The 26,692-nt window shown below is 69.6% G+C and carries 27 protein-coding genes, 1 other RNA gene and 5 pseudogenes; 16 read left to right on the forward strand and 17 right to left on the reverse strand.

The window, feature by feature from the left end:
• Positions 1–9: 9 nt before the first annotated feature.
• Complete coding sequence (locus tag ACRAWB_RS18270) at positions 10–651, reverse strand: DUF4145 domain-containing protein (RefSeq protein WP_431354654.1); 642 nt, start codon at positions 649–651, stop codon at positions 10–12.
• Positions 652–1,028: 377 nt separating this feature from the next.
• On the opposite strand from ACRAWB_RS18270, the gene ACRAWB_RS18275 reads away from it, so the two are divergent.
• The 3 genes from ACRAWB_RS18275 to ACRAWB_RS18285 are packed head-to-tail and all read left to right on the forward strand — an operon-like array spanning position 1,029 to position 2,565.
• Positions 1,029–1,313 carry a hypothetical protein gene (locus tag ACRAWB_RS18275; protein ID WP_431354655.1) on the forward strand — a complete coding sequence of 95 codons (285 nt, stop codon included), beginning with the start codon at positions 1,029–1,031 and terminating at the stop codon, positions 1,311–1,313.
• Complete coding sequence (locus ACRAWB_RS18280) at positions 1,313–2,335, forward strand: hypothetical protein (protein ID WP_431354656.1); 1,023 nt, start codon at positions 1,313–1,315, stop codon at positions 2,333–2,335. Before ACRAWB_RS18275 ends, ACRAWB_RS18280 begins: the two co-directional genes overlap by 1 nt.
• The gene (locus tag ACRAWB_RS18285; protein WP_431354657.1) at positions 2,332–2,565 is read left to right on the forward strand and encodes a hypothetical protein; all 234 of its coding nucleotides are present in this window, start codon (positions 2,332–2,334) and stop codon (positions 2,563–2,565) included. Before ACRAWB_RS18280 ends, ACRAWB_RS18285 begins: the two co-directional genes overlap by 4 nt.
• A gap of 6 nt (positions 2,566–2,571) precedes the next feature.
• On the opposite strand, the gene ACRAWB_RS18290 is transcribed toward ACRAWB_RS18285, so the two are convergent.
• Positions 2,572–2,826: a hypothetical protein gene (locus ACRAWB_RS18290; RefSeq protein ID WP_431354658.1), complete on the reverse strand. Its 255-nt coding sequence runs from the start codon at positions 2,824–2,826 to the stop codon at positions 2,572–2,574.
• Between the two features lie 65 nt (positions 2,827–2,891).
• Entirely contained in the window at positions 2,892–3,218 is a 327-nt protein-coding gene (locus tag ACRAWB_RS18295) for an ATP-dependent DNA ligase (protein ID WP_431354659.1), read from the reverse strand.
• Positions 3,219–3,762: 544 nt separating this feature from the next.
• Here ACRAWB_RS18295 and ACRAWB_RS18300 point away from each other — a divergent pair.
• Complete coding sequence (locus ACRAWB_RS18300; protein ID WP_431354660.1) at positions 3,763–3,960, forward strand: hypothetical protein; 198 nt, start codon at positions 3,763–3,765, stop codon at positions 3,958–3,960.
• On the opposite strand, the gene ACRAWB_RS18305 is transcribed toward ACRAWB_RS18300, so the two are convergent.
• A complete protein-coding gene (locus tag ACRAWB_RS18305; RefSeq protein ID WP_431354661.1) occupies positions 3,950–4,153 on the reverse strand; it encodes a hypothetical protein in 204 nt (67 codons plus the stop codon). The two genes, ACRAWB_RS18300 and ACRAWB_RS18305, sit on opposite strands and share 11 nt — an antisense overlap.
• Positions 4,154–4,186: 33 nt before the next feature.
• Here ACRAWB_RS18305 and ACRAWB_RS18310 point away from each other — a divergent pair, with 33 nt between their 5' ends.
• Positions 4,187–4,402, forward strand: coding sequence for a helix-turn-helix transcriptional regulator (locus ACRAWB_RS18310; RefSeq protein WP_431354813.1), 216 nt, complete (start codon positions 4,187–4,189; stop codon positions 4,400–4,402).
• Between the two features lie 289 nt (positions 4,403–4,691).
• Entirely contained in the window at positions 4,692–5,249 is a 558-nt protein-coding gene (locus ACRAWB_RS18315; protein ID WP_431354662.1) for a hypothetical protein, read from the forward strand.
• A 304-nt stretch (positions 5,250–5,553) separates the two neighbouring features.
• On the opposite strand, the gene ACRAWB_RS18320 is transcribed toward ACRAWB_RS18315, so the two are convergent.
• The 5 genes and pseudogenes from ACRAWB_RS18320 to glnA all read right to left on the reverse strand — a co-directional run bounded on the left by ACRAWB_RS18320 (position 5,554) and on the right by glnA (position 12,307).
• Entirely contained in the window at positions 5,554–5,838 is a 285-nt protein-coding gene (locus tag ACRAWB_RS18320; RefSeq protein ID WP_431354663.1) for a HigA family addiction module antitoxin, read from the reverse strand.
• 221 nt (positions 5,839–6,059) lie between these two features.
• A complete protein-coding gene (locus ACRAWB_RS18325) occupies positions 6,060–7,523 on the reverse strand; it encodes a glycoside hydrolase family 26 protein (protein WP_431354664.1) in 1,464 nt (487 codons plus the stop codon).
• 138 nt (positions 7,524–7,661) lie between these two features.
• Entirely contained in the window at positions 7,662–7,799 is a 138-nt protein-coding gene (locus ACRAWB_RS18330; RefSeq protein WP_431354665.1) for a hypothetical protein, read from the reverse strand.
• A 136-nt stretch (positions 7,800–7,935) separates the two neighbouring features.
• Positions 7,936–10,958: pseudogene (locus ACRAWB_RS18335) on the reverse strand (bifunctional [glutamine synthetase] adenylyltransferase/[glutamine synthetase]-adenylyl-L-tyrosine phosphorylase).
• 11 nt (positions 10,959–10,969) lie between these two features.
• The gene (gene glnA / locus ACRAWB_RS18340) at positions 10,970–12,307 is read right to left on the reverse strand and encodes a type I glutamate--ammonia ligase (protein WP_431354666.1); all 1,338 of its coding nucleotides are present in this window, start codon (positions 12,305–12,307) and stop codon (positions 10,970–10,972) included.
• A 92-nt stretch (positions 12,308–12,399) separates the two neighbouring features.
• Between glnA and ACRAWB_RS18345 the strand changes: the two genes are divergently transcribed.
• Genes ACRAWB_RS18345 through panB form a run of 3 tightly spaced genes read left to right on the forward strand, consistent with a single transcriptional unit; the run spans position 12,400 to position 13,930 of the window.
• Positions 12,400–12,660 carry a hypothetical protein gene (locus ACRAWB_RS18345; RefSeq protein WP_431354667.1) on the forward strand — a complete coding sequence of 87 codons (261 nt, stop codon included), beginning with the start codon at positions 12,400–12,402 and terminating at the stop codon, positions 12,658–12,660.
• Positions 12,657–13,043, forward strand: coding sequence for a type II toxin-antitoxin system VapC family toxin (locus ACRAWB_RS18350; RefSeq protein WP_431354668.1), 387 nt, complete (start codon positions 12,657–12,659; stop codon positions 13,041–13,043). The genes ACRAWB_RS18345 and ACRAWB_RS18350 overlap by 4 nt, the downstream gene beginning before the upstream one ends.
• A 35-nt stretch (positions 13,044–13,078) precedes the next feature.
• Positions 13,079–13,930 (forward strand): 3-methyl-2-oxobutanoate hydroxymethyltransferase, encoded by an 852-nt coding sequence (gene panB / locus ACRAWB_RS18355; protein ID WP_431354669.1) that lies wholly within the window; start codon positions 13,079–13,081, stop codon positions 13,928–13,930.
• A gap of 21 nt (positions 13,931–13,951) precedes the next feature.
• Here panB and ACRAWB_RS18360 read toward each other — a convergent pair whose 3' ends face one another.
• The gene (locus ACRAWB_RS18360) at positions 13,952–14,161 is read right to left on the reverse strand and encodes an SPOR domain-containing protein (protein ID WP_064109278.1); all 210 of its coding nucleotides are present in this window, start codon (positions 14,159–14,161) and stop codon (positions 13,952–13,954) included.
• A gap of 12 nt (positions 14,162–14,173) precedes the next feature.
• On the opposite strand from ACRAWB_RS18360, the gene map reads away from it, so the two are divergent.
• From map to ACRAWB_RS18380, 4 genes and pseudogenes are all read left to right on the forward strand, one after another.
• Positions 14,174–15,040, forward strand: coding sequence for a type I methionyl aminopeptidase (map, locus tag ACRAWB_RS18365; protein ID WP_431354670.1), 867 nt, complete (start codon positions 14,174–14,176; stop codon positions 15,038–15,040).
• 45 nt (positions 15,041–15,085) lie between these two features.
• The gene (gene ppgK / locus ACRAWB_RS18370; protein ID WP_363804676.1) at positions 15,086–15,919 is read left to right on the forward strand and encodes a polyphosphate--glucose phosphotransferase; all 834 of its coding nucleotides are present in this window, start codon (positions 15,086–15,088) and stop codon (positions 15,917–15,919) included.
• Between the two features lie 16 nt (positions 15,920–15,935).
• A pseudogene (locus ACRAWB_RS18375) lies at positions 15,936–18,447 on the forward strand (ATP-binding protein).
• Positions 18,444–19,127: pseudogene (locus ACRAWB_RS18380) on the forward strand (response regulator); the annotation flags it as partial. The pseudogenes ACRAWB_RS18375 and ACRAWB_RS18380, both read left to right, overlap by 4 nt.
• 20 nt (positions 19,128–19,147) lie before the next feature.
• Here the strand turns inward: ACRAWB_RS18380 and rnpB are convergent.
• The 6 genes and pseudogenes from rnpB to ACRAWB_RS18410 all read right to left on the reverse strand — a co-directional run bounded on the left by rnpB (position 19,148) and on the right by ACRAWB_RS18410 (position 23,297).
• Positions 19,148–19,517, reverse strand: an RNA gene (gene rnpB, locus ACRAWB_RS18385) — RNase P RNA component class A.
• Between the two features lie 43 nt (positions 19,518–19,560).
• A complete protein-coding gene (locus ACRAWB_RS18390; RefSeq protein WP_431354671.1) occupies positions 19,561–20,295 on the reverse strand; it encodes a zinc ribbon domain-containing protein in 735 nt (244 codons plus the stop codon).
• 28 nt (positions 20,296–20,323) lie between these two features.
• Positions 20,324–21,141 (reverse strand): annotated as a pseudogene (locus ACRAWB_RS18395) (Nif3-like dinuclear metal center hexameric protein).
• A gap of 88 nt (positions 21,142–21,229) precedes the next feature.
• Positions 21,230–21,535, reverse strand: coding sequence for a hypothetical protein (locus ACRAWB_RS18400; protein WP_431354672.1), 306 nt, complete (start codon positions 21,533–21,535; stop codon positions 21,230–21,232).
• Positions 21,532–22,587, reverse strand: a complete 1,056-nt coding sequence (locus ACRAWB_RS18405) for a purine-cytosine permease family protein (RefSeq protein WP_431354673.1) — start codon at positions 22,585–22,587, stop codon at positions 21,532–21,534. Before ACRAWB_RS18405 ends, ACRAWB_RS18400 begins: the two co-directional genes overlap by 4 nt.
• A complete protein-coding gene (locus tag ACRAWB_RS18410) occupies positions 22,509–23,297 on the reverse strand; it encodes a hypothetical protein (protein ID WP_431354674.1) in 789 nt (262 codons plus the stop codon). The genes ACRAWB_RS18405 and ACRAWB_RS18410 overlap by 79 nt, the downstream gene beginning before the upstream one ends.
• A 59-nt stretch (positions 23,298–23,356) precedes the next feature.
• Here ACRAWB_RS18410 and ACRAWB_RS18415 point away from each other — a divergent pair, with 59 nt between their 5' ends.
• Positions 23,357–24,163: a thymidylate synthase gene (locus ACRAWB_RS18415; RefSeq protein WP_431354675.1), complete on the forward strand. Its 807-nt coding sequence runs from the start codon at positions 23,357–23,359 to the stop codon at positions 24,161–24,163.
• Positions 24,160–24,641, forward strand: a pseudogene (locus tag ACRAWB_RS18420) (dihydrofolate reductase). Before ACRAWB_RS18415 ends, ACRAWB_RS18420 begins: the two are co-directional and overlap by 4 nt.
• Before the next feature lie 31 nt (positions 24,642–24,672).
• On the opposite strand, the gene ACRAWB_RS18425 reads toward ACRAWB_RS18420, so the two are convergent.
• Positions 24,673–25,329: a DUF1345 domain-containing protein gene (locus tag ACRAWB_RS18425; RefSeq protein WP_431354676.1), complete on the reverse strand. Its 657-nt coding sequence runs from the start codon at positions 25,327–25,329 to the stop codon at positions 24,673–24,675.
• Between the two features lie 62 nt (positions 25,330–25,391).
• Here ACRAWB_RS18425 and ACRAWB_RS18430 point away from each other — a divergent pair, with 62 nt between their 5' ends.
• Entirely contained in the window at positions 25,392–26,690 is a 1,299-nt protein-coding gene (locus ACRAWB_RS18430) for an aminotransferase class I/II-fold pyridoxal phosphate-dependent enzyme (RefSeq protein ID WP_431354677.1), read from the forward strand.
• The last annotated feature ends 2 nt before the right edge of the window (positions 26,691–26,692 follow it).

Here is a 26,692-nt window from a genome sequence, read left to right on the forward strand (position 1 = left end):
GTTCGACAGCTACTGCTGAGTGGCCTGCTGGCGGCGCGCGCGACGTGCCGCCAGCCTGGCCGGCGCCTGGAACACTTCCTCCAGTACGTCCGCCATCAGCTCAAGGATCTCGTCTGCCTCGGTCGCGTCGACCGCGTCGAGGTGGTCGCCGTGGGCCATGTCATTGCCCATCAGGCGCACTTCGTGCGCAGCATCTGCAACGTCGGGTCTAATCAGGTTCGCGTCACGCAGAGCATCGATCTTGGCCACCAGGTTGCCGGTCGTGATGCCCTTGGCCTTGGCGGTCGCCTCGATGACCGTACGCGCCATGAGGATCGCTGCGCGGCTCGCGCCGATGCTGCTACACGCAAAGGCCTCGGACGCCGACGAGCGAATGGGCTCGGGTACATCCTCGAACTCGCCGACCGCCCCCACGAGGGGAATCCACGTCACGGTGCTCCGCGCAGCCGTCACGTGCGTGTTGACGCTATTGGCATCCTGCTGGCCGCTGTTGGAACCAAGGGACACGAACGCAATGCTGGCGCGGCCGCAGTTATCGCAGGTGAAGGTACCCTCAGCAACGTTCTCCAGCGGCCCAAGGTTCACGCCGTGGCCCCATCGCTGGCTCATGTGAGAGCGGTTCTTGCAGTAGCCACACAACGCCGATGCCATGCCAACCATGATCCCAGACACGGCGTCGACCCGCTCGCACCAGTTGAGGGGGGACACCACCCCCTCCCCACCCACCACCCTCTAGACCGCTACGCGTTCTGCTGCTCGCTGTGCGTGCACACTCTGGGGGTTTCGTCACATGGGCCCGTGAGGGCCCGAGAGAGGAGCATCTGATGGCCGGCAAGGGGTTTCCGCCGCAGCCAGGGAGCCGGCGTTACAAGAGCGCGGCGCCGGTGAAGCTCGTTTTCCCTGATGGGGAGAAGCGTGGCCCGCGGCTACCCGCGACTCTGCTCAATGCCGCTGGAGAGCGTGTGAAGTGGCATCCGGCTACGCGTCGCTGGTGGGAGTCGTGGAGGACGTCTCCGCAGGCTGTGCGGATGATGACGGAGCCGGACTGGGACTTCCTGTTGGACACCGCTCGACTGCATCACGAGTTCTGGAGCGGTCGCCTCGAGCTCGGGCCGGAGATCCGACTTCGTCTGCAGAAGTTTGGGGTGACGCCGGAGGATCGGGCGCGGATTCGGATCGAGGTTGGAACGGCGAACGAGCTGACGCCGGCGTGCGACCAGACCAACTCTCGGGCGACCACGGCGGAAGTCGCGTCCCTGGATGACCGTCGCAATCGTCTGGCCGGTGGGGCCGATGCGGAGAAGGGCAGCTGATGGGCGGGATCGACAATCTCGACGATGTCTACTACGAACTCCGCAGGATGAAGACGGAAATCCACACGCTCGGCGCGGCAAACCCGCTGGCATCGTCCTCGCTCACCCACGGCCGTCTCCGCATCGGTGGGGACGCTATCCTCCTGGTCGATTCGTCTGGTGGCCTGGTCGTGCACGGCTCCATCAACGGAGACGGCACGATCACGTGGTCCGGGGTGTTCGAGCTCACGGGCACCACCCGGTTCAAGGGCGACACGACTCAGATCGGCGCGCTTCATGTGCAGGGACCGGTTGACGCGACGGGCAGCTTCGACATTTCGGGAGCGCTACGGGTCCTCGGGACGGCAGAGATCTCTGGGGCAGCGACCTTGAAGAGCAACCTCACGGTGACGACTGGCCGGATCATCGTGGGCAACATGGTCCTGAACCCGGCGCTGACCGGTTCTGGCGCGGTTGGGGCACTCACGGCGCCGACTGCACTGCTGCTGAGTGCTCCTGGTGTGTTCACGTCCGATCAACTGACGGTCGCGACTGATCTCTTCGTGAACGGGCAGATCCACAACCTCAATATCCCGTCGACCACGAGTGCGGCGAACGTTTACGTTGACACGCTCGGGATCCTTCGACGGGTGAGCTCGGCGGCACGGTTCAAGGACGACGTCGCGGAGCTCGCCGTCCCGGATGCGCTGCTCGATGTGCGCGTGAAGGACTGGGTAGACAAGCCGGCGGTGGACGGGGTCGCGGAATTGCAGCAGGCACCGCGCCCGTTCACGCAGCGGCAGCAGGCAGAATTCGACGCCCTGACAGCGCAGACCGCTCGACGAGTTCCGGGCGTGATCGCTGAGGACGTCGCGGCGGCCGGCGGCCAGGAGTTCCTGGCCTACGACGGCGCCGGCGAGATCGAGGGCGTCGCGTATGACCGTCTGGCTCTCGCCCGGACGCAGCTGCTCGCCGATCGGCTGTCGGTGGCGCTGGACAGAATTGATGAGCTTGAACGACGACTCGAGGAGCTGCAGTCATGATCGACACCATGGTTTTCTATTTCGACCTGACCGAGGAGAGCTTGGCCGAAGGGACCTACACTTCCCCGGTCGTTTTCCACAATGCCGGCTTCATCGCACAGCATGGGGAGGGGTGGGCTCCTGTTAGCCACGCGCTGACCCAGCTCGCTTCTGGCCGGGTCGTGCTTTCGGTGATGCTCAACCGTGAGTTGACGGTCGACCCCGATGCCATCACCGGCACTCGCAGCTGAAGAAGCTCAGCGGCGCCGCAGCGCGAACCGCACCGTCGCCAGGACGGCCAGCCCCACCATCACCACGATCAGCCACGGCAGGTACGGCGCCAGGCCGTGCGCCATCGACGTCCCCACGCACTCAGCCGCGATCAACCCCTGGGAGGTGACGCCGCACTTCGGTGTCGAGTTCGCGAGCGTGAAGATGCAGCAGCCGACCACGAACGCGGCGAGCAGCCACAGCTTCACCAGGTCTCCCCCGGTCGCACCCCTCTTCGCCATGACGCGAGCCTAAGGTCGATCGACAGCCGGCCTGCATCCCCCGTTCTGGGCGGTCGTGGTTCCGACTAGCTATGCCGAACGTGCGTGTGCGCCGATGGCGGCATAACCACCATGGCAGTCGCTTCCTCTCCGTCCTGGTCGACCACGGTCAGGCCCGCCGTCGTCGACGCGAGGTGGGCGAGGCGTTCGATCCATTCGTGGTCAATCGTGGGTTGCCGAGAGCCATCGAAGCGGAAGAAGAGGGGGATCGACGGTTCCAGCCAGATGGAGCTGCGGCCGTCGCCGCAGTCCGGGGTGTTTCGCCAGGACATCAGGAACGACTCACGACGTCGCAGCTTCGTCGCGATGACAATCTGCAGGTGAGCCAACACCTGATCGTCGAACTCGATCACTGTGGAGTCGTAGATGAGTAGCCCCATGCGGCGTGGCCCTTTCTCTCGAAGACCAGTCTGTCGCCAAGCGTTGGCACGACGAAGACCGCATCCCCACGCTACTCAAGCGCCTCGGGGCTCGAAGCCACACGAGTAGTACACCGGCTGGCCACGCTCCCAGTGATGCAACTCGAACAGCTCGAACCAATACTCATCCAGCATCACCGGGACATACGTGGGCACGCCTGTGTCCAGGCAGAGGATCAGCTCTTCACGATCGCCCGACTGACCCCGAAACACTCCGGTCGTCCAAGTCGCAGATGAGTCATCCATCGTCGAAACGGTAGCCCGATCACGAGCAGACGTTCACCCTTGCACAGCCCCGAAGAAGGTGCGTGAAGCGAAACCCGCAACCGCCCCTATGGTGGGGCGGCTACCCGTCTAAATCTCCCGACGTGGGCGGTCGCGCGGCACCGTTCCGAGAAGCTGGAAGACCGGCCGGCCGGCGTCGTCGCGAGAGATCAAGCGGAACTCTTCGAACGTCTCCTCGTCGAGCGGAAGCCGAATGCTCCCTGGCGGCCGACCGTCGAGCAGCCACAGCAGAAATGACCTCGTCCCGGTCGCCTCGCCACAGCACCGCCTCGGATCGCTCAAGAACGTCTTCGTCCGACATGCGGTGCAGATGAACCAGCTGCTGCTCGTCGTTCAAAACGTCAGCGACCAGATCGAGAACGACATAGCTCACGGCTACATCAGCGTTTGATGTCCCTCAAATAGTCGTGCACGTCGCTCTGTGAATAGACGATGACGGTTCGAGACGGAGCCGAGAACTCGGGGCCTGCCTTGGCCCCTCGAACCCCCGCTCGACGGCGGGCACGCATCTCCGCAAGCGTGCGCACCGTCATGCCGGGGATCAGCTCGCAGACGTCGGCGGGCGTGAGGTATTCGCGGTCCATGCGCGCGACCCTAGTCTCTCTGCCATGGAGTGGATGACCGCGGAAGAAGTTGCGAGCGAAATTGGGTTCGCTATGGGGACTCTCGCGAACTGGCGGGTGCTCGGGAGAGGACCGGCGTTCGTGCGAATAGGCCGCAGCGTGCGGTACTCTCGCGAGGAGATCGACCGGTTCATGCGAGGTGGAGATGGCGAAACTCAGCCGGACCGAGAGGCGTCAGAGGCAACAGGTCTACAACGCCCGCAGCCGTGAGCGGAAGGGCCGGCGCCGACTGCTGCAGGAGCACGCATTGGAGCTCCTGGGCGCACCGGCGCCGGATGAGTCTCCACACGTGCAGGTCCTCCGCCATCTTGCGGCTACAGGCGATTGTGGCGCTCTGCGCGTGTGGGCGATCGTGACGGAAGTCGTCGATCAGGGCGGAGACACTATCGACTTCAGGGCTGTCGAGATGGTTGCGGCCGCACATGATTACTGAGGCAGACCAGGCGATACGCCGGTACCGGTGGCCTGCGGGCTAGCGATCCCGCATATGCTCCCGGGCATGGACGACTATCACGTGTGGCTGAGGATCATCGGCACGCTCATGCAGATCGGCGGTCTCGCGTTCGCCTTCTTGGACCTTCTCAAGAAGCATCGTCTCTACTCAGAGGACCATTCCGGACTGATTGAGTCCGGGATGCGAGAGGCACTGGACAAGACGTCAGCGACCCTCATGCGCCTCTGGCGTGCCATACGCCGGGAACCTGCGCCAGCGCCCACCCAGTACGGTCCCTCCCAGATCGGATACGTGACCTTCACGATGCCGGATGGACCTGTCAACGATCGAGCAGTCGACGCATCCTCCAGTGTGGCTGACCAGATCGATACGCTCGTGGGTTACGCGAGAGACGATCTCGATGAAATCCGCCGACTCCGGCGCCAAGGGGAGACGGTTGAGGAGGCAGTCAAGTCGGCGCTGGATGACATCGAAGCGGCCAGGCGCGCGATGGACAAGACTGCCGAGAATCACGTCGCCACGTTTGCGCTGAACGGCCTGCGGCCGGCCGCGTGGGGTCTGCTCGTGACAGCGCTCGGTACAGCACTCGCTGCGCTCGGGTGACTATCGCACACATTGGCCGGCGCCGTATCGTCGCTAGTGCGTGGCTCAGCCCGGCGCGACAGCGTCCCCCAGCCCTGACCCCGGGCTGAGTCCGCAGCAAGTCCGCACGAGGGTCGATCCAGCGCATCGGGTACCTACCGCACTCAACGACAACTTCCGCGGAATCTCGCGGGAGTCGTCCATCACCAACACCACTCAATCACCCGCGGATAGTACGAGCTGTACTACGGGGTCTGATCCCGTCAGGTGTCACGGAAGGGCCGCATCCCGCGAGGGTGCGGCCCTTCCGGCGTTGTCGAACGGATCAACCGGCCAGTGGTTGGATGTCGTCGAACTCGGCGCCGTGCGCGTCGAGCGCCCGCTCGAGGTCGTAGTGCGTCTGGAGGTTCAGCCAGAATTCCGCCGTCGTGCCGAAAAGCCGGGACAGGCGGAGTGCGGTGTCGGGGGTGATCGCGCGCTTGCCCGCCACGATGTCGCCCACCCGCTGGGCGGGGACGTGGATGGCCTTGGCGAGCGCGTACTTGGTGAGACCGAGCGGCGCCATGAACTCCTCGCGAAGGATCTCTCCCGGTGTGATGAAGTCGGTCATGGTACTCTCCTCGGTCGTTTCGCGCGGCAGTCGTCCAGGACGGCGGCCGCGTTCAGCATGGTCAACTTCCGCCGCGCGACCCGGCGGAGGTCGGGCCCGAATCGCTTGGTCGCGATCCCGAACCAGACCGATTCCGTGTCGCGGTCGGCGAAGGATTGGAGCATGCTCGATAGTAACGCGTTGCATTATTAACGGCAAGCGTTACTATGTGCGAGACCCGCTCAGTCCGCCGGTATCAGCGCGAACCCCGTATCGGGCCGCGAGATGCCCTGCGAGAACGCCGCCAGGGAGTCCGACCGGGAGTCGATGCGCCAGTCGTTCGTCGAGCGCTCTCCCCCGACGTAGCTCGTGATCGCCAGGCTGAACCAGCTGAAGCCGATGATGTCCGCGTTCTTGGGATCCGCGAAGCCGTCGAAGAAGCTCTTCACCCAGGTCGCCTTGTGCCCGTCGGTCTCCGAGGCTCCCACCTCCGCGAGGAAGATCGGTTTGGTCGTGAGCGCGCGCAACTGGTTGAGGCTGGCGTCGTAGGTGTACGAGGACGTGAAGTCGTTGCCGGCGCGCCACGGCGGGCGCAGGTAGCCCGAGAGTCCCACCCAGTCGACGTAATCGTCGCCGGGGTAGTAGCCGTTCAGAAACTCCTGCGTGGCGTGCGATGCCGGCCGCATGTTGTTGATGATATTCGGCGCCCACACCCAGATCACCAGGCTGTTCGCGCCCTCCTGCTGGAAGACGTCGTGGACGTGCCGCCACATCCTCACGTAATCGCCCACGTTGTTCCCGTTGATCGGCTTGTTCGCTCCTGTGAGCTCCGACCACGGATACCAGGTGCCGTTCATCTCGTGGTCGAGGCGGATCGCGAGGGGCAGCCCGGTCGCCACGATGTCCTTCGCGTACTGGTGCAGGTACGCGTCGAAACCGCCGTTGATGATCTTCGGCAGCGTGTACTCGGGCGCGACGTTGGTGTTGTTGTCGGCTCCGATGGGACGCGACTCCCACGTCATGAGCGGGAGGCGCCCCTGCTGCCAGGCGCGCGTGACCGCGTTCGCCCGGAAGTTCTCGTCCCATCCGCTGAAGTAGCCGACGACGTTCGGCTGCACACCGATCTTCTTGGACGTGGCATCGAAGGTTGCCCAGTTGAACGGGGCCTGCTCGGTGTACATCCCGAAGTAGCGCTTGTCGGGGTGCAACAGGCTGTCCCGGCTCGGCGCCGTGATGGCGGCGGTCTGCGTGTTCCCCTTGCCGCCGCCCGTCGACGGATGCGTGGAGCCGCCGGAGGCCGAGGATCCGCCCGACGCCGACCCACCGGGGGCGTCCGCGCCGTCCGCCTTGAGGTGGGCGATCTCCTGCTGGGCGGCGGCGAGCTGCTGCTGCGCCGACGCCAGCTCTTTCGCGTGCGCCGCCGAAGCGACGGCGGCGGCTGCGGCCTGGCGCTTCAGCCGGACGGCCTGGCTGGCGACCGTGCTGGTCGTCGTACTCAGCTTCTTCTTCAGCTGGGCGTTCTGCGCCGCGAGAGGGTTCGTGGCGGCGATGACGGAGTCCGCCACCTTCCGCACCGGGTTCTCGGGCGTCGACCAGACGAACCAGGAGACCGCGACGAGACACGCGGCGAGTACCAGCGCAGCGACGGCGGTGACTCGGGCGTTCGTGCGGCTGCGAGCCCAGAAACGGGGAGAACTGGTCGACATGGTGCACCTCCGGGTACGGGAGGGTTAGCTTCATCCACGACGTCGGGGACCGGGTGGCCCCAGTGTGGGGGTCACGACGGGATGCGACAACCCGATCCAGCCGGAATTTACCTGCTCGAAACGCGACCCCGGCGCAGGTCAGGAGGTGAATGCCTTCTTCAGCCAGATCAGATAGACCGCGGCGAAGACGGCCGCGACCGCGATGTTCGTGGCGAGCCGCCACCAGAAGTGGTGCTGCAGGAAGAGGACGTCGAGGGTGATGATGACGGCGCCCATCAGCACCAGTTACGCCGCGACGAAGACCGCCTGCTTCATGATCGACCGTCCTCCTCCGACCGTCTCATTGTCCGGCCGCCGACCGGTGCGACGCCATTCCAGTGCCCTCAGAGTGGGGCGCTTCGCCGGCCCGTGATCACGCCGTCGGCGCCGGCCGTTGCGGGGCGCCGTAGAAGGCGCGCTCGAAGACCTGGCGCGCCCGGCGGGTGACCGCCAGGTAGTCCTCCTCGAGCCGGCTCGCCGAGCCGGGCGGGTACTCCATCAGGCGCGCGACGCCGTCCAGCGCGACCCGATCGGAGGGCAGCACGTCGGCGGTCTTGTTCGTCCAGAGGGTCATCGCCGATCGGGTTCGGGAGGCGAAGATCCAGGCCTCGCGCAGGCGGGCGGCGTCGTCCTCGGACACGAAACCGTGAGCCGCGGCCGCGGTCAGCGCATCCAAAGTGGAGGGCGTGCGCAGCGCGGGGACGGCGGCGGCGTGCTCCAGCTGGATGAGCTGGACGAACCACTCCACGTCGCTCAGCGAGCCGCGACCGAGCTTCAGGTGGCGCGACGGGTCGGCCCCCTGCGGGAGGCGTTCGTTCTCGACGCGGGCCTTGATGCGCTTCACCTCGCGCACCTCCTGCTCGCCGATCGACGCGGGATACCGCACCTCGTCGGCGAGCTGAGCGAAATCGGCGAGCAGGGCCGCGTCGCCGGCGACGCCGCGGGCTCGCAGCAGCGCCTGCGCCTCCCAGGTCAGCGACCACCGGCGGTAGTAGGCGCGGTACGACTCCAGTGAGCGGACCGGCGGACCGTTCTTGCCTTCCGGGCGGAGACCGATGTCGAGGTCGAGCGGGAGGCGGTTGTCCTCGGTCAGCCGGTTCAGTTCGGAGACGATGGCGAGGGCTGAGCGGTTGGCCGCCTCCTGGTCCGCCGCGAGCGGTCGAAAGACGTACATCACGTCTGCGTCCGAGCCGAAGCCGAGCTCGCGTCCGCCGAACCGGCCCATCCCGATCACCGCGAACTCGAGCTGATCGGCGTCGTCCCGTGCGGCCCGGATGGCCCGCAGCACGCCGTCGATGGTGTTCTCGGTGACGTCGCTGAGGCCGCGTGCCAGCTCGTCGATCGTCGCGAAGCCGAGGATGCCGGACACCGCCAGGCGCAGGATCTCGCGCCGACGCATGGCCCGCAGCGCGGTGGCGGCGGTGTCGACCGACTCGTGCCGCCCGAGGATCGCCGCCGTCTCGTCCCGCAGCAGCGCCGCGGAGCGCGGGCGCAGCTCGTCCTCCGACTCCAGCCACGCAGCCGACTCGGGGATGCGGCCGAGCAGTTCACCCGCGAAGCGCGAGCCCGAGAGCACCCGCGTCAACCGCTCGGCGGCGCCGGTGGAGTCGCGCAGCATCCGGAGGTACCAGTGCGTGCCGCCCAGCTCCTCGCTGAGGCGGCGGAACGTGAGGAGGCCGTAGTCCGGGTCGGGTCCGTCGGCGAACCACTGGAGCATCACGGGCAGCAGGTGGCGTTGGATGGTGGCCCGCCGAGAGACGCCGGTGGTCAGCGCGGCGATGTGGCCGAGCGCTCCGCGCGGGTCGCGGAAGCCGATCGCCGCGAGCCGCGCCTCGGCCTGGGCGCTGGTGAGGCCGACTCCCCGGCCAGTCGCGCGTCCTCCACCGACGTGCTGGCGACGGCGCTGAGGAGCGGACGGTAGAACAGGCGCTCGTGCAGGCCGCGCACCCGATGCTTGATCTCGTTCCAGGTGGTGAGCAGCTGGTCGGCGTTGGGCGCGAGGCCGGTGGCGCGGGCGAGGATGCGCACGTCGGCCTCATCGCGCGGCATGAGGTGGGTGCGGGTCAGGCGGCGCAGCTGCAGCCGGTGCTCCATGAGCCGGAGGCTGCGGTAGTCGTGCGAGAAGGCAGCGGACTCCTCGCGACCGATGTAGCCCTGCGCGGCGAGCGCGGCGAGGGCCGACAGGGTGTCGCGCTGCCGCACCTCCTCGTCCGCCTGGCCGTGGACGAGCTGGAGCAGCTGGACCGTGAACTCGACGTCACGCAGCCCGCCGGGCCCGAGCTTCAGCTGGTAGTGCATCTCGTCGTCGGGGATGTTGTCGGTGACGCGCTCGCGCATCCGCTGCACCGACTCGACGAAGTTCTCGCGGGAGGCGCTGCTCCAGACCTTCGGCGACAGCGCGGCGACGTACCGGTCGCCGAGGCCGGGGTCACCGGCCAGCGGGCGCGCCTTCAAGAGCGCCTGGAACTCCCAGCCCTTCGCCCAGCGGTCGTAGTACGCGATGTGGGAGTCGAGGGTGCGGACGAGCGCGCCGTCCTTCCCCTCGGGCCGCAGGTTGGGGTCGACCTCCCAGAGGCCTGGCTCGATAGCCGGCTCGTGGATGCCGCGCATCGTGAGGATGGCGAGGCGGGTCGCGATGTCGACGGCGCGTCCCGGTTCGAGGCCGGCGGACTCGACGCCCTCGGTCACGAAGATGACGTCGACGTCGCTGAGGTAGTTGAGCTCGCGGGCGCCCGCCTTGCCCATCCCGATCACGGCGAAGGGCGTCGCCCGCACCTGCTCCTCGGGGAAGCGGCCGGGGCCGGAGCCGATGGTCATGCGGCGGGCGACGGCGAGGGACGCCTCGAGAGCGGCCGAGGCGAGGTCGCTGAGGGTGGCGGCGACCGCGTCGAAGCCGGCGACGGGATCGGCCTGCTCCAGGTCGTAGGCGGCCAGCTGCACGAGACGGCGGCGGTAGCGGATGCGGAGGGCGGTCCACGCGCGCTCATCGGCATCTGCTGCGACGCCGTCCACCGCATCCACCGCGTCCAGGAGGTCGGCGCGCAGCTCGTCCGGCCCGGGCAGCTCGTGGACGGGGTGCGCCAGCGCGTCCAACTCCTCCGACTGCCGCAGGAAGAACTCGGCGATCCCCTCCGACGCGCCGATCACGCGGAACAGCCGGCGGGCGTCCTCCTCCGTGGCGAACCGCGGTCGGGCCCGGTCGGGTGCCTGCCGCAGCAGCCGCAGCGCCCAGGCGAGCGCCGTGTCCGGATCCGCGGCCGCCGAGATCGCGCCGGTCAGCTCCTCCGGGTCGAGCCCGGTCAGGTCGGCGAGCTCGTCCAGCTCGCCGCGGACCGAACTCAGCCCCACGAACCCGGCACGCGCCAGGGCCGTCAGGGAGAGCTGCTGCCGGGTCACTTCGTCAGTGGTCAGAGGATTTCGAGATTGGTCCGCAGCTCGAAGGGGGTGACCTGCGCGCGGTACTCCGACCACTCCCGCCGCTTGTTGAGCAGCACGTAGTTGAACGCCTGCTCCCCCAGCGTCTCGGCGACGAGCTCGGAGTCCTCCATCAGCGATATGGCGTGGTCCAGGCTGGCCGGGAGCTGGTTGTAGCCGAGCGCGCGACGCTCGCCGTCGGACAGCGCCCACACGTTGTCCTCCGCCTCCGGCGGGAGCTCGTACTGGCCCTCGATGCCCTTGAGGCCCGCCGCGAGGAGCAGCGAGAAGGCGAGGTAGGGGTTGGCCGCCGAGTCCATGGCCCGGTACTCGACGCGCGAGCTCTGCCCCTTGTTGGGCTTGTACAGCGGGACGCGGACCAGCGCCGAGCGGTTGTTGTGGCCCCAGCTGACGAAGCTGGGCGCCTCGTCGCCGCCCCACAGGCGCTTGTAGGAGTTGACGAACTGGTTCGTGACGGCCGTGATCTCGGGCGCGTGGCGGAGCAGGCCGGCGATGAAGTGGCGGCCGATCTTCGACAGCTGGTACTGAGCGCCCGGCTCGAAGAAGGCGTTGGTGTCGCCCTCGAACAGCGACATGTGGGTGTGCATGCCGGATCCGGGGTGGCCCTGGAGCGGCTTCGGCATGAACGTCGCGTAGACGCCCTGCTCGATGGCCACCTCCTTGATCACCGTGCGGAAGGTCATGATGTTGTCGGCCGTGGTGAGCGCGTCGGCGTAGCGCAGGTCGATCTCGTTCTGTCCGGGGCCGGCCTCATGGTGGCTGAACTCGACCGAGATACCCAGGTCTTCCAGCATCCGCACCGAGCGGCGGCGGAAGTCGTGGGCGGTGCCGCCGGGGACGTTGTCGAAGTAGCCGGCGGAGTCGACGGGCTCGGGGCCCTCCTCGCCGAACGAGGACGACTTGAGCAGGTAGAACTCGATCTCGGGATGCGTGTAGAAGGTGAAGCCGCGATCGGCCGCCTTCTCGAGCGTCCGCTTCAGGACGTTGCGCGGGTCGGAGACCGCGGGCTGGCCGTCAGGGGTCGTGATGTCGCAGAACATGCGCGCGGTCGGGTCGATCTCGCCGCGCCACGGGAGGATCTGGAAGGTCGTGGCGTCCGGGAGGGCGAGCAGGTCGGACTCGTAGGCGCGCGTCAGGCCCTCGATGGCCGACCCGTCGAACCCGAGACCTTCGCTGAACGCGCCCTCGACCTCGGCCGGGGCGATCGCGACGGACTTCAAGGTGCCGACGACATCGGTGAACCACAGCCTCACGAACTTGACGCCACGCTCCTCGATCGTGCGAAGAACGAAGTCGCGCTGCTTGTCCATCCTGCCCCTTTCCTCGGCCGGTTCCAGACTAGTGGGTGCGGGGTCGCGACACGCGGTGCAACACCACCTCTTCGCGGTGGTACACTGGGGGCATGCCGACCACGCTTCTCCGCACCCAGGTGACCCACACCCCGGCCGTCGTGCGCGCTCTCGAGACCGCGCGCGAGACCTGGTCCGACGAGACCGACGGCAAGCTGCTGCTCCATCTGATCGAGGCCGGCGAGCGGAGCGTCCGCGAGGAGCGCGACCGACAGATCGAGGAGCGCCGGGCCGCTTTGGACCGCATGAGCGCCAAGTACGCAGGAATGTTCACAGAAAGCCTCTCCTCCATTCGCGAAGGCTGGCCCGAGTGACATTCGCGGTGGACGCAGGGGTCCTGATCGCGCTTCTGGATCCGTGGGATGTCCACCACTCTGCGGCGAGGGACGTTTTCGAGGTCGGCGGCCGGTACCTCGTGCATCCGGTCAACGTGGCGGAAGCGCTCATCAATCCGGAGCGCGAAGGTCATGCTCTCGAGGCTTTCGAGGACCTTCGCCGGTTCGGTGTCACACCGACGACCCTCGGACCGAACGAACCCCTGATCCTCGCGCGCCTTCGCGCCGAGCACCGCCTCCGCATGCCAGACGCCTGTGCCCTCGCCGTCGCGGTCGGCAACGACATTCCGCTGGTCACCTTCGACAAGCAGTTGGCCTCAGCCGCCTCGAAGAGAGGCCTCTACGAGCCCGTACCGGCCTGACTCATCGCCTACTCCCCCGTCACTAGACTGGCGCTATGAGTGAGCAGTCACCGGTGCCCTCCGTTCATCCCACCACGTCGTCGATGCAGTCGCTGAAACGCGTGCGGACGCGCCACTTCCAGGCGGCGAAGGAGGAGGGCGCGCCGTTCACCGGGCTCACCAGCTACGACATGCTGACCGCGCAGATCTTCGACGAGGCCGGGATCGACTTCCTGCTCGTCGGCGACTCCGCCGGCAACAACGTGCTCGGGTACGACACGACGCTCCCCGTGACCATCGACGACCTCATCCCGCTGACCCGCGCGGTCGCCAAGGCGGTCAAGCGCGCGTTCGTGGTCGCCGACATGCCGTTCGGCTCGTACGAGACCGGACCGTTGGAGGCGTTGCACACCGCCGTCCGCTTCATGAAGGAGACGGGCGCGCACGCGGTGAAGCTCGAGGGCGGCCGGCGCAGCGCCGAGCAGATCCGGCGCATCGTGGAGGCGGGCATCCCCGTAATGGCGCACATCGGCTTCACGCCGCAGAGCGAGCACGGTCTCGGCGGTCACCTCGTGCAGGGGCGCGGCGACGCGGCCGAGCAGGTGCTGGCTGACGCGCGCGCGGTCGAGGAGGCCGGGGCCTTCGCGGTCGTGCTGGAGATGGTGCCCGCCGAGGTGGCGAAGCGCGTGACCGCCGAGCTGCGCATCCCGACGATCAGCGTCGGCGCGGGCCCGCACACCGACGGCCAGCTGCTGGTGTGGACCGACTGGGCCGGCCTGTCGACGGGACGCGTGCCGCGCTTCGTGAAGCAGTACGCCGACCTGAAGACGATTCTCGGAGACGCCGCCCGCGCCTACAAGGCGGACGTGCAGAACGGGACGTTCCCCGCCGAGGAGCACAGCTTCTAGCGGGTCGGCGGGTCTAGCGGATCAGCGGTTCTCCTCCGCGTCCTCCTCGGCCCACTTGGCGGAGTTCTCGCGGAGCTTTTCGAGCGCGTGCTCGGCCTCCTCGCGGGTGTCGAACGGACCGACGCGGTTCGGCGCGGGCGACAGGAAGCCCTGCTCGACCTCGCCGGTCTTCATGTTGTACCAGTACTTGTGCTCGGCGTCCTGCTTGATGCCGTACTCGTCGCTCGTCATAGAGTTGATCGTATGCCCAAGGATTCCGCCGGTCACCTCATCCCCGGCCGCGTCACCGCGATGCGCCCGGTGCCGAGCCGCATCCCGCGGCCGGAGTACGTCGGCCGCCCCGGGCCCGCGCCGTACACCCGCGGCGACGTCTACACGCCGGACGAGGTGGCGCTGATCCGCGAGTCCGGCCGGATCGCCGCGCAGGCCATCGCGCTGGTCGGCGAGAACGTGCGGCCCGGCGTGACGACCGAGGAGCTGGATGCGATCGGGCACGAGTTCCTGCTCGACCACGACGCATACCCGTCCACGCTCGGCTACCGCGGCTTCACGAAGTCGATCTGCAGCTCGGTCAACGAGGTCGTCTGCCACGGCATCCCCGACGACACGGTGATCGAGGAGGGCGACATCGTCAACATCGACATCACCGCGTATAAGAACGGCTTCCACGGCGACAGCAACCAGACGTTCATCGCCGGCACCGCGTCCGCCGAGGTCACTCAGCTGGTCGACCGCACGCGCGAGGCGCTGAACCGCGGCATCAAGGCGGTCGCGCCCGGGCGGCAGGTCAACGTCATCGGGCGCGCGATCGAGTCGTACGCCAAGCGCTTCGGCTACGGGGTGGTGCGCGACTTCACCGGGCACGGCGTCGGCGCCGCCTTCCACACGGGGCTGATCATCCCCCACTACGACGCCGCTCCCGCGTACGACGACGTGATGGAGCCGGGGATGGTGTTCACCATCGAGCCGATGCTCACCCTCGGCACGCACGAGTGGGAGATGTGGCCCGACGACTGGACGGTCGTCACCAAGGACCGCAGCATCACGGCGCAGTTCGAGCACACGCTGGTCGTCACCGAGCGCGGCGCGGAAATCCTCACGCTCCCCTAACGCCCTGCCCAGCGGCGACCGCCGAGGGCGCGGTAGATTCGAGACATGACTTCGCAGAAGCACGCGATCGGCATCGACATCGGCGGCACGGGGATCAAGGGGGCTCTGGTCGATCTGTCGACCGGCGAGCTGCTGAGCGACCGGGTCAAGCTGCCCACCCCCGCGGGCGGCAAGCCCGACGACATCGTGGAGACGACGAAGGAGATCGTCGACCAGCTGGCCAAGGAGGAGCCGGAGGCGCCCGTCGGCGTGTGCTTCCCGGCCATCGTCAGCCACGGCGTCACCCTGTCCGCCGCCAACGTCGCGAAGGACTGGATCGGGCTGCACGCCGAGAACCTGTTCGAGAAGGCGCTCGGCCGCGACATCCACTTCGTCAACGACGCCGACGCCGCCGGGTACGCCGAGACGCGGTTCGGCGCGGCGAAGGGCAAGGACGGCCTCGTCATCATGACGACGCTCGGCACGGGCATCGGGTCCGCGCTCATCTACGACGGCATCCTCATCCCGAACGCCGAGCTCGGCCACCTGGAGATCGACGGGCACGACGCCGAGTCGCGCGCCGCGTACTCGGCGAAGGAGCGCGAAGACCTCAGCTGGGAGAAGTGGGCGAAGCGCCTGCAGAAGTACTACTCGAAGGTCGAGTTCCTGTTCACCCCCGACCTCTTCATCGTCGGCGGCGGGGTGTCGAAGAACTACCAGGAGTTCCTTCCGCTGCTGAAGCTCAAGACGCCGATCGTCCCGGCGGTGCACCGCAACAACGCGGGCATCCTCGGCGCCGCCGCCCTCGCGGTGCGCGGCGAGCGCCGTGACGCGGGCGCGCGGGGCCGGAGCGGCGAGGTCGCCACCCCGGACGACGCCCCCGCGCCCACTCCGGCCTGACCCGGAGGGCTGAGGCATGGCTCGGGGTCGCCTGCGGGTGATGCTCGGCGCCGCCCCGGGTGTGGGCAAGACGTTCGCCATGCTCGAGGAGGGCGAACGTCTCCGCGGTCTGGGCACGGATGTCGTCGTGGCGGTCGTGGAGACGCACGGCCGGGTGGCGACGGCCGCCCTGGTCGAGGGGCTGGAGGTGGTGCCCCGCCGGCTCGTCGAGCATCGCGGGGTCACCCTGGACGAGCTGGACCTGGACGCCGTGCTCCGGCGGCATCCCCAGGTCGCGCTGGTCGATGAGCTCGCACACACGAACGCGCCCGGCTCGGAGCATGCGAAGCGCTGGCAGGACGTCGAGGACCTGCTGGAGGCCGGGATCGACGTGATCTCGACCGTCAACATCCAGCACATCGAGTCGCTGAACGACGTCGTCGAGCAGATCACCGGCGTCCCGCAGCGCGAGACCATCCCGGACGCCGTGCTGCGCCGCGCCGACCGCATCGAGCTGGTCGACCTCGCACCGCAGGCGCTGCGCGACCGGCTGGCCGAGGGGGTGGTCTATCCGGCTGCGCGGGTGGATGCGGCGCTCTCGAACTACTTCCGGCTCGGCAACCTGACGGCCCTGCGCGAGCTGGCGCTGCTGTGGCTCGCTGACGAGGTGGACAGCGCCCTGCAGCAGTACCGCGCCGAGCACGGCATCGCCGGCACGTGGGAGGCGCGCGAGCGCGTCGTCGTCGCACTGACCGGCGGACCGGAGGGCGAGACGCTGCTCCGCCGCGGCGCCCGCATCGCTGCACGGAGCTCGGGCGGCGAGCTGCTGGCCGTCCACGTCACGAGTCAGGACGGCCTCCGCGAGGCGGCGCCGGGCGTCCTGGCGAACCAGCGCGCGCTGGTCGAGCAGCTGGGCGGCAGCTACCACCAGGTCGTCGGCGAGGACATTCCGCGCGCCCTGGTCGAGTTCGCGCGCGGTGAGCGCCACGCAGCTGGTCATCGGCGTCTCGCGCCGCAGCCGACTGTCCGCGCTGCTGACAGGTCCCGGCATCGGTGCGACGGTGATCCGCGAATCCGGCGACATCGACGTGCACATCGTGTCGCACGCCCGAGCCGGCGGGCGGTTCGCGCTGCCCCGGCCGAAGGGCGGCCTCACCGTCCGGAGGCGCGTGTACGGCTTCCTGCTGGCGCTGGTCGGCGGTCCCCTGTTGACGTTGCTCCTGACGAGCGGACGCTCGCACGAGTCGATGACGGCGGATGTGCTGAGCTACCAGCTGCTCGTCGTGGTCGTGGCCCTCGTGGGCGGCATCTGGCCGGCCCTCTTCGCCGCGCTGCTCTCGGGTCTGACGCTCGACTTCTTCTTCGTGGAACCGCTGTACACGATCACGGTCGGCGAGCCGCTGCACCTGTTGGCGCTCATCCTCTACGTGGTGATCGCCGCGCTCGTCAGCCTCGTCGTCGACCAGGCCGCCCGCCGCACCCGGGCCGCGCAGCGGGCGGCGGCGGAGGCGGAGCTCCTGGCGACGGTCGCGGGCGAGGTCATCCGCGGCGAGGATGCCGTGCAGGCGATCGTGATGCGGACGCGGGAGGCGTTCGGGCTGGCGACCGTGCGGCTGGTGATGCCGGGCGGGGACGTCGTGGCGAGCGACGGCCCGGAGCCGGACGCGGAAGCCGCCCAGCGCATCCCGGTCGGCGCGGCGGACGGCCGTGGCGGTCCCGATGCGCGCGCGACGCTGGAGCTGTACGGCCGCGACCTCGAGGCGAGCGATCGGCGCTTGCTGTCCGCGATCGTCGCGCAACTGGATGCGGCGCTGGAGCACCGCGAGCTCACCGCCACGGCGGCCGAACTCGCGCCGCTCGCTGAGGCGGACCGGGTGCGAAGCGCCCTGCTGGCCGCGGTCGGTCACGACCTGCGGCGCCCGCTCGCGGCGGCGACCGCGGCCGTGACCACGCTGCGGCAGGAGGAGCTGGCCCTCAGCGAGGGCGACCGGGAGGCGCTGCTCGAAACGGCCGACGACAGCCTCCGTGGGCTCGCGTCACTCGTCACCGACCTGCTGGACGCGAGCCGCGTGCAGGCGGGCGTGCTCGCCGTCTCGCTTGCGCCGACCGAGCTGGACGACGTCGTCCTGCCCGCGCTCGACGAGCTCGGCATCGGGCCGGGCGACGTGGAGCTCGACCTCTCCCCCGACGTCCCTCCGCTGCTCGCCGACGGCGTGCTCCTCCAGCGGGTGCTCGTGAACCTGCTCGGCAACGCGCTCCGCTACAGCCCGCCTGGCTCGCCGCCCGTGCTTGCGGCGAGCGCCTTCGCGGGGACCGTGCAGCTGCGGGTGATCGACCGCGGCCCGGGCATCCCCGAGGAGCGGCGGGAGGCGGTGTTCGCCCCGTTCCAGCGCCTGTCCGATACCGACAACGACTCCGGGATCGGCCTCGGTCTCGCGCTGTCGAAGGGGTTCGTCGAGGGGATGGGCGGGACGCTCGATGTGGAGGACACGCCCGGCGGCGGCCTCACCATGGTGGTGTCGCTCCCGGCGGCCGGAGGGGACGCATGAAAATCCTGATCGCGGACGACGACCCGCAGATCCTGCGCGCGCTGCGCATCCTGCTCACCGCGCGCGGATATGAGGTGCTGACCGCGCGCACGGGCGCCGAGGCGCTGTCTGTCGCGGTCGAGACGCACCCCGACCTGGTCATGCTCGACCTCGGGATGCCGGAGCTGAACGGCATCGAGGTGATCGAGGGCCTGCGCGGCTGGACCGGCGTGCCGATCCTCGTCGTCTCGGGACGAACGGGTTCGGGCGACAAGGTGGATGCGCTGGACGCCGGCGCCGACGACTACGTCACCAAGCCGTTCGCGGCGGACGAGCTCCTGGCGCGCATCCGCGCCCTCACCCGGCGGCAGACCACGACGGCGGACGAACCGGTCATCACCTTCGGCGACGTCACCGTCGACCTGGCCGCCCACCAGGTGACCAGGCGGGATGCCGAGGGCACACATCCCGTGCGGCTGACGCCGACCGAGTGGCAACTGCTCGAGGTGCTGCTGCGCAACCCGCGCCGGCTGGTCACCCGGCAGGCGCTGCTCACGCAGGTCTGGGGTCCCCAGTACACGAAGGACACCGGCTACCTGCGGCTCTACCTGGCGCAGCTGCGCAAGAAACTGGAGCCGCAGCCGTCGCAGCCTCGGTACCTGCTCACCGAGCCCGGGATGGGGTACCGGTTCGTCCCGGATGACGGTCCGAACGAAGAAGGGGAATGGGCCGGCTGATACGCCGGGTTCTGTCACGGCGCCGAAGCGCCGCGGACGGCCATCTATCTCGGAGCGACGTTGCCGCCGCTCTCTAGCGGTCTACCCGGGGACGAGGCGAGCAGCCTCATGGTCCCCTGTCCGACCTTGCTCCGGGCGAGGTTTACCCAGCCGGCCGGGTCACCCCGGCCGCTGGTGGTCTCTTACACCACCGTTTCACCCTTACCGGGAGGCGAGCCTCCCGGCGGTCTGCTTTCTGTTGCACTTTCTCGCGGGTTGCCCCGGGTGGGTGTTACCCACCGCCCTGCTCTGCGGAGCCCGGACGTTCCTCGGCGGCCCGCTGACGCGGACCGACGCGACCGTCTTGCCGACCCATTCCGGCCTCAACCCTAGCGCAGGCACGACAGCCGAAACTGGGTCAGAGCCCGCTGTCCTCGCCGCGGACCAGGATGGCGCCGCTGTCCGGGCAGAGCACCACGTCGTCGGCCGCAGCCCGGCGGATCTCGGAGAGGTCGGACTCGGTGAGCTTCACGTTGGAGCCCATCGAGACACCGCGGATGAGCGCCGCTGCGCCGATGCCGTAGCGGGTGCGCTGGCGCTCGTACAGCTCGATCAGGTCGGCCGGCAGCGCCTCGGCGATCGCCGAGCGGTCGGCTGCGGCGGCCTTGCGCTGCACGTCGAGCTTGCCCGCCTCCTCGTCGCGCTGCGCCTCCAGCGCCTCCACGCGCGAGCCGAGCTCAGCGCGCTCCGCCTCCACCGCGGCGAGAGCCCCTTCCAGCGTCTCGACGCGCTCCATGACGTTCAGCTCGATCTCTTCGAGGTCGTCCTTGCGGCGCGCGAGCGAGGCGAGCTCGGCTTCGAGCGCCTGCACGTCCTTGACGGAGGCGGTCTGCTGCACCCGATCGGTGTCGCGCTTGACCCGGGCCTCGACCACCTCGACGTCGGACTCGACGCGCTTCAGCTCGGCGCGGGCGTCCTCCAGCTCGCCGGTGGCGGCGATCCAGCGGGCGCGCAGGGCCTCGACCTCGGGCTGGAGCTTCGCCAGCTCGGCCAGCTGCGGGAGGTTCTTGGCCGCGTGCGCGAGCTGCGCGAGGCGGGTGTCGGCGGCCTGCAGGCGCAGGAGCTCTTTCTGGTCGGCGGGACTGGCTTTCACGATGCGGTGCTTCCTTCGTGCGGGGTGGTCATTGCAGGATCGCGAAATCCCACGGATCGGTGCGGAGTTCGCTCACGACGACCTCGACACCGGGGAGTGCCGCGCGCAGCTGCTCGGCGGCGGTGTCGAGCCAGAGCCATTCGCTGGCCCAGTGGGAGACGTCGAGCAGCGCGGGGCCGCCGCCGAGGCTCGCCTGCTCGCGCGCCTCGGACGCCGGATGGTGGCGCAGGTCGGCGGTGATGTAGACGTCGGCCGCGCGTACGGCGTCGGAGCCCAGCAGCGAGTCGCCGGCTCCCCGCACACGGCGACGCGCGTGACGGGCTGGTGGTAGTCGCCCGCCGCCCGGACGCCGCCGGCGGTCGGCGGCAGCAGGTCGGCCACCGCGCGGGCCAGCTGGCCGAGGGTCGTGGGCTGCGCGAGGTCGCCCACCCGGCCGATCCCGGTCGCGCCGTCGGCGGCCGGGGCGATCGGCCTCGTGTCGTGCAGGCCGAGGCGCGCGGCGAGCACATCGCTGGTGCCGTCGGCGACGACGTCGGCCGTGGTGTGCGCGGCGTAGAGCGCGACGCCGCCGCGGATGAGCCGCGCGAGCAGGGCGCCCTTGTAGCGGTCCTCCGCGATGCTCGTCACTCCGCGCAGCAGCAGCGGATGGTGGGCGATCAGCAGGTCGGCGCGCAGCTCGACCGCCTCGTCGACCGTCGCCGCGACGGCATCCACCGCCAGCAGGATGCGCTCCACGGGAGCCGCCGGATCACCGGCGACGAGCCCGGGCGCATCCCAGCCCTCGGCACCGGCGAGCGGCCACAGCTGCTCGACGGTGTCGCGGACGGAGGCGAGGGTGTTCGGCACGTCGATCAGCCTACGGGATGGGTCCCCGGCACGAGCGGGCGTCCTCCGATCTGTGGAGAACCGGTCCCGCCCATCCGCCTGTGGACCATCACTCGACGGACCGCTCCTGCCGGCGCACCGCGGGCGCGGCCGACACCAGCACACCGAAGAGCCCGATCACGAGCGCGATCACCACGCCGATGTTGCTCGTGCCGATCCCCGCCTGCGGGTCGATCCCGACCAGCCTGAACAGGTACCCCTCCCAGCCGAGCCAGGGCAGCGGCGAACTCACGGTCCCGAGCCCGACGGCCGTGCCCGCCACCAGGAGAGCCAGGTTGGTCCAGCGCCAGTCCGGGTACGCGCCGCCCCGGGCGAGCAGCGACGGCGAGTGCAGCCGCCGCGTCCGCAGCATCATCTCCCCGAGAACACCCCGACCCACGCCGCCACGGGCACCGACAGGGCGGTCGGCACCCCGCGGATCACCGAGGACAGGTCGGTCACCGTCGCCGCCAGCACGCCGCCCGCGATCGCGATGGCCGCTCCGGCGACCAGCGTGCTCCAGCGCCGTCCCAGCCGCACGCCGAGTGCGTCGATCGTGAAGCCGGTCGAGTACAGCGCGAGCACCAGGGCCGAGATCAGCGAGAGTCCCACCGCCAGCAGCAGCGGGACGGGGTACCACCCGGGCAGGCCGAGCCCCACCAGCGCGCCGACCGGATCCTGGGCGAGGTCGGCCGCCCATCCCGGGTTCGACGCCGCGAGCAGGCCGCCGTACGACACCAGGACGAAGGGCGGGACGCCGGCCCCGAAGGTCGCCCACAGCATCGCCGCTCCCCCGGACGACAGCGGACGCTGGTAGCGGGCGACCTCCGCGCTGCTCATCGCCCACGCGAGTCCGACGTAGCTGAGCACCAGGACGGCGCCCGTCACGACGTGCGTCCACAGCGCGTCCGGAGCATCCAGAGCCCGGGAGAGGTCGACGTGCTGCCACGTCGCCATGATCATCAGCACGATCAGGACGGCGGACGCGATGGTCAGCACCAGCTGGACCCGCGCGACCAACGCGTACCCGATGTACGCGACCACGACGGCGACGACGATCGTCACGGCGAGCGCGGCCACCGTCGCGGCGACGGCGTTGCCCGGCCACCCCTCCGCTTCGGTCAGGGACCCCGCCGCGGAGCCCGCCAGCCACAGCAGCACGGAGCCCCAGAACAGTTTCACCACCAGGGCGATGACGGTCGGCAGGAGGTTGCCGCGCAGCCCGAACGTCGCACGGGACACCACGAGCGTCGGCTGCCCGCTCCACTTGCCCGCGAGCGTGCCGAGGCCGAGCGGGAGGAAGGAGAGGGCGACGCCGAACAGGGTGGCGACGAGCAGCTGCCGGAGGCTCAGCCCGAGGACGAAGAGGGTCGCGCCGACGCCCACGCTGATGAGGGAGGAGGTGCCCGCGAACCACAGCCAGAACATGCGGGAGGCTCGGCCGGCGCGGGCGTGGAGGGGGTCGGCTCGAGGTCGGACGCCTCCGGGGTGAGGATGCTCGCGCGGGCGTGGCGGCCCGCGGGGTGCGGGGCCGGCTCTGACGCTGCATCCGGCGCGGACTCCGGTTCGGCGGCGGGGGTCGGAGCCGGTTCCACTGCCGCGACGGGGGCGGGCGGTGTCTCGACGGTCGGCTCGGGCTTGTTCTCGGGCTCGGGCTGCGGGAGGGGGACGACCGGCACCGGCTCGGAGTCGCGCGGCGCGAGCTCCGGCGGGACGAAGTCGAGCGGTTCGGCGCGCGCGATCGGTCGGTAGGCCGGCGGTTCGGGCGTCGGTTCCGGCTCAGGAGACGGCTCCTGTGGCGGCGCCTCCAGCTCCGCCGGCTCGGCCCGCTGCACCGGGATCGCCGCCGTCGCCACCCAGGGGCTGAACGTCGGCTCGGGCCCGGTCGGCTCCCGTCGCGCCGGAAGATCGTCGAAGCTGATCAGCTCCGTCGGCGGTCCCACCCACTGGCCGTCGTCGGAGTCGTCCTCCCCATCCTCGGCCGCAGGCTGCGCCTCCACGGGCACCGCCTCCACCGCGGTCGTCTCCGCCCGGGGGACGATGATCGGGATCGCGGACGTGATCCGCGCGACCTCCTCCTCCAACGCGCTGGCGAGCTCGTCGTCGCTGTGCCGCTCGCCGCGCGTCGCCCCGTCCATGACGCCAGACTACCGACGCGTCGCGCGCACCTGGAGCGACGAACACGTACCATCGGAGCGTGACCCGGATTGCGACCCCGTACGAAGACCTGCTGCGCGACGTCCTGGCGAACGGCGCCCACAAATCCGACCGCACCGGCACCGGGACGCGCAGCGTGTTCGGCCGCCAGCTGCGGTTCGATCTCACCGAGGGCTTCCCGCTCATCACCACCAAGCGCGTCCACTTCAAGTCGATCGCGTACGAGCTGCTGTGGTTCCTCCGCGGCGAGAGCAACGTCGGCTGGCTGCGCGACAACGGCGTGACGATCTGGGACGAGTGGGCCGATCAGGACGGCGAGCTCGGCCCGGTCTACGGCGTCCAGTGGCGCTCGTGGCCGACCCCGGACGGCCGGCACATCGACCAGATCCAGCAGGTGATCGACACCCTGCGCACCGACCCGGACTCGCGCCGCATCATCGTCTCGGCGTGGAACGTCGCCGACATCCCGGACATGGCGCTCGCCCCGTGCCACGCCTTCTTCCAGTTCTACGTCGCCGACGGCAAGCTCTCCTGCCAGCTCTACCAGCGCAGCGCGGACATGTTCCTCGGCGTCCCGTTCAACATCGCCAGCTACGCGCTGCTGACCCTCATGGTCGCGCAACAGGTGGGCCTCGAGCCGGGCGAGTTCGTGTGGACCGGCGGCGACGTCCACATCTACGACAACCACGTCGAGCAGGTGACGGAGCAACTGACGCGCGCCCCCTATCCCGCGCCCACCCTCCGCTTCGCACGTAAGCCCGAGAGCATCTTCGACTACCGGTTCGAGGACTTCGTCGTCGAGGACTACCAGCACCACCCCGCCATCCGCGCGGCCGTGGCCGTATGACGATCGGGCTGATCTGGGCGCAGGCCCACGACCGGGTGATCGGCGCCGGCGGCGTCATGCCGTGGCACCTCACGGAAGACCTCAAGCACTTCCGCGCGGTGACCGGCTCTGACCCGGTGATCATGGGACGCCGCACCTGGGAGTCGCTGCCCGAGCGCTACCGCCCCCTCCCGGGCCGCACCAACATCGTCGTCACGCGCCAGGAGGGATGGGAGGCGCCCGGCGCGCAGGTCGTCCACTCCCTCGATGACGCCCTCGCCACAGGCGGCGCCGACGGCACGGTGTGGGTGATCGGCGGCGCCGAGCTGTACGCGCAGACGCTCCCCTCGCCGACCGCCTCGAGATCACCGAGATCGACCTCGACGTGGAGGGCGACACCCGAGCACCGGACCCGGGCGACGGCTGGATCATCGACGCCGGCGACTGGCAGACCGCCGGCAACGGGATGCGCTACCGCTTCCTCACCTACACGCGCTGATCCGAATCCTGTACGGAACGGAAGGGATCCGTCAGCCTCCGGAGCCGCCCAGTCCGGCCACGAGGTTCACCGTCGCCGCGACGATGACCGTGCCGAACAGGTACGACAGCAGGACATGGTGCAGGATCGTCCGCCGGATGTACGAGCTGGAGATGTTCGTGTCCGACACCTGGAACGTCATCCCGAGGGTGAAGGCGAGGTAGGCGAAGTCGCTGTACTGCGGCTCCTCCTTCTGGTTGAAGTCGATGCCACCGCCTCCGCGATAGTAGATCCGGGCGTAGCGCAGCGTGTAGAGCGTGTGGACCAGCGTCCAGGACAGTGCGACGGAGACGATCGCCAGCAGCGCGACCCCCAGCTGGGCTCCGCCCTTGAGATTCCGGGCGTCGACCAGGATGTACACGACCGCGACGACGCTCGCCGCGGCCGCGAGGATGAGCACCAGGTCGGCCGTGCGTCGTCCCGGATCCTCCAGCGTGGCGTGGTCCTTGGTGGTCGGCCCGTCGAGCTTCCACACCGACACCCAGACCCACGTGACGTAGACGAGGCAGGCGGCCGCCCAGCCCGCGATGATGGCGTAATGCCAGGCGTCGAGGAGTCCGGTGACGACGGCGACGAGCAGCCCCGCCACCAGGGCGGCAGCCATCTTGATCCGCGTGATGCCGCGGTGGTGCTTCACTTCGTCGGTCACACTCCGGATGTTCGCACACCCCGGCCGCGCGGACCCTGAGGCTCGGCCGGTACGATCGATGCGTGACCGACGCACCGCTGCAGCCCGCTCCCCTCGCCGACCTCGACACCCCGACCCTGCGCGCGGCGCACGCCGCCTTCAGCCGCGACTACGAGGAGTTGAAGGCCGCCGGCCTCTCGCTCGACATCACACGCGGCAAGCCGTCCGCGGAACAGCTCGACCTGTCCAACGACCTCCTCCACCTGCCGGACGGCGCCTACCGGGATGCCGCGGGCACCGACCTCCGCAACTACGGCGGCCCCAACGGCTTGCCCGAACTGCGCACCATCTTCTCCGACGCCCTCCAGGTGCCGGTGCCGCAGCTCCTCGCGCTCGGCAACTCGAGCCTGACGGTCATGCACGACACCATCGCGCAGGCGCTCCTCCACGGCGTCCCGGGCGGCGAGCTGCCCTGGGCGAACCAGTCGATCGCGTTCCTCACGCCGGTCCCCGGGTACGACCGCCACTTCACCATCCTGGAGCGCTTCGGCATCCGGATGATCCCGGTCCCGATGAACGAGGACGGCCCGGACGTCGAGGCGGTCGCCTCGCTGCTCGCCGCCGACGACAGCATCAAGGGGATGTGGTGCGTCCCGGTCTACTCGAACCCGACCGGCGCCGTGTACAGCGAGGAGGTCGTGCGCGCCCTCGTCTCGCTGCCGGCCGCCCCCGACTTCCGCCTGTTCTGGGACAACGCCTACGTCGTCCACCACCTCACCGACGACCGCCCCGAGCCGATCGACGTGCTCGCGCTGGCCGCCGAGGCGGGCAACCCGGACCGCCCGCTGATCTTCGCGTCCACCTCGAAGGTCACCTACCCGGGCGCGGGCGTCGCGTTCTTCGGGGCATCCGAGGCCAACGTGGCCTGGTTCCAGTACAACACCGCCGCGCAGAGCATCGGCCCGGACAAGATCAACCAGCTCCGCCACGCGCAGCTGCTCCAGGACGCCGACGGCCTCGCCGCGCACATGGAGAAGCACCGCGCGATCCTGGAGCCGAAGTTCGCCGCGGTCGACGCCGCCTTCCGCGACCGCCTTGCGCCGTGGGAAGCCGGCTCCTGGAACGCGCCGAAGGGCGGCTACTTCGTGAGCCTCGATGTGCCGGACGGTGCGGCGAAGCGCGCGGTGCAGCTCGCGAAGGAAGCCGGCATCGCCGTCACGCCCGCCGGCGCGACCTTCCCGTACGGCGACGACCCGCGCGACGCGAACATCCGCATCGCGCCGACGTTCCCGCCCCTCGGCGAGCTGACCACCGCGCTCGACGGCCTCTGCACAGCGATCCTGCTCGCGGCGGCGGAGACACTGCTCGCCGACCGGGACTGACC

Origin of the sequence: Leifsonia poae, assembly GCF_050632865.1 — a bacterium.
In the GTDB taxonomy this organism is placed as follows: Bacteria; Actinomycetota; Actinomycetes; order Actinomycetales; family Microbacteriaceae; genus Leifsonia; species Leifsonia poae_B.

What these genes read in the sequence shown, in the direction of transcription:
- ACRAWB_RS18270 (WP_431354654.1), bottom strand. Translation starts at nt 651, where the DNA reads ATGGCATCGGCGTTGTGTGGCTACTGCAAGAACCGCTCTCACATGAGC.
- ACRAWB_RS18275 (WP_431354655.1), top strand. Translation starts at nt 1,029, where the DNA reads ATGATGACGGAGCCGGACTGGGACTTCCTGTTGGACACCGCTCGACTG.
- ACRAWB_RS18280 (WP_431354656.1), top strand. Translation starts at nt 1,313, where the DNA reads ATGGGCGGGATCGACAATCTCGACGATGTCTACTACGAACTCCGCAGG.
- ACRAWB_RS18285 (WP_431354657.1), top strand. Translation starts at nt 2,332, where the DNA reads ATGATCGACACCATGGTTTTCTATTTCGACCTGACCGAGGAGAGCTTG.
- ACRAWB_RS18290 (WP_431354658.1), bottom strand. Translation starts at nt 2,826, where the DNA reads ATGGCGAAGAGGGGTGCGACCGGGGGAGACCTGGTGAAGCTGTGGCTG.
- ACRAWB_RS18300 (WP_431354660.1), top strand. Translation starts at nt 3,763, where the DNA reads ATGCTCCCTGGCGGCCGACCGTCGAGCAGCCACAGCAGAAATGACCTC.
- ACRAWB_RS18305 (WP_431354661.1), bottom strand. Translation starts at nt 4,153, where the DNA reads ATGGACCGCGAATACCTCACGCCCGCCGACGTCTGCGAGCTGATCCCC.
- ACRAWB_RS18310 (WP_431354813.1), top strand. Translation starts at nt 4,187, where the DNA reads ATGACCGCGGAAGAAGTTGCGAGCGAAATTGGGTTCGCTATGGGGACT.
- ACRAWB_RS18315 (WP_431354662.1), top strand. Translation starts at nt 4,692, where the DNA reads ATGGACGACTATCACGTGTGGCTGAGGATCATCGGCACGCTCATGCAG.
- ACRAWB_RS18320 (WP_431354663.1), bottom strand. Translation starts at nt 5,838, where the DNA reads ATGACCGACTTCATCACACCGGGAGAGATCCTTCGCGAGGAGTTCATG.
- ACRAWB_RS18325 (WP_431354664.1), bottom strand. Translation starts at nt 7,523, where the DNA reads ATGTCGACCAGTTCTCCCCGTTTCTGGGCTCGCAGCCGCACGAACGCC.
- ACRAWB_RS18330 (WP_431354665.1), bottom strand. Translation starts at nt 7,799, where the DNA reads ATGGGCGCCGTCATCATCACCCTCGACGTCCTCTTCCTGCAGCACCAC.
- glnA (WP_431354666.1), bottom strand. Translation starts at nt 12,307, where the DNA reads ATGGACAAGCAGCGCGACTTCGTTCTTCGCACGATCGAGGAGCGTGGC.
- ACRAWB_RS18345 (WP_431354667.1), top strand. Translation starts at nt 12,400, where the DNA reads ATGCCGACCACGCTTCTCCGCACCCAGGTGACCCACACCCCGGCCGTC.
- panB (WP_431354669.1), top strand. Translation starts at nt 13,079, where the DNA reads ATGAGTGAGCAGTCACCGGTGCCCTCCGTTCATCCCACCACGTCGTCG.
- ACRAWB_RS18360 (WP_064109278.1), bottom strand. Translation starts at nt 14,161, where the DNA reads ATGACGAGCGACGAGTACGGCATCAAGCAGGACGCCGAGCACAAGTAC.
- map (WP_431354670.1), top strand. Translation starts at nt 14,174, where the DNA reads ATGCCCAAGGATTCCGCCGGTCACCTCATCCCCGGCCGCGTCACCGCG.
- ppgK (WP_363804676.1), top strand. Translation starts at nt 15,086, where the DNA reads ATGACTTCGCAGAAGCACGCGATCGGCATCGACATCGGCGGCACGGGG.
- ACRAWB_RS18400 (WP_431354672.1), bottom strand. Translation starts at nt 21,535, where the DNA reads ATGATGCTGCGGACGCGGCGGCTGCACTCGCCGTCGCTGCTCGCCCGG.
- ACRAWB_RS18405 (WP_431354673.1), bottom strand. Translation starts at nt 22,587, where the DNA reads ATGTTCTGGCTGTGGTTCGCGGGCACCTCCTCCCTCATCAGCGTGGGC.
- ACRAWB_RS18410 (WP_431354674.1), bottom strand. Translation starts at nt 23,297, where the DNA reads ATGGACGGGGCGACGCGCGGCGAGCGGCACAGCGACGACGAGCTCGCC.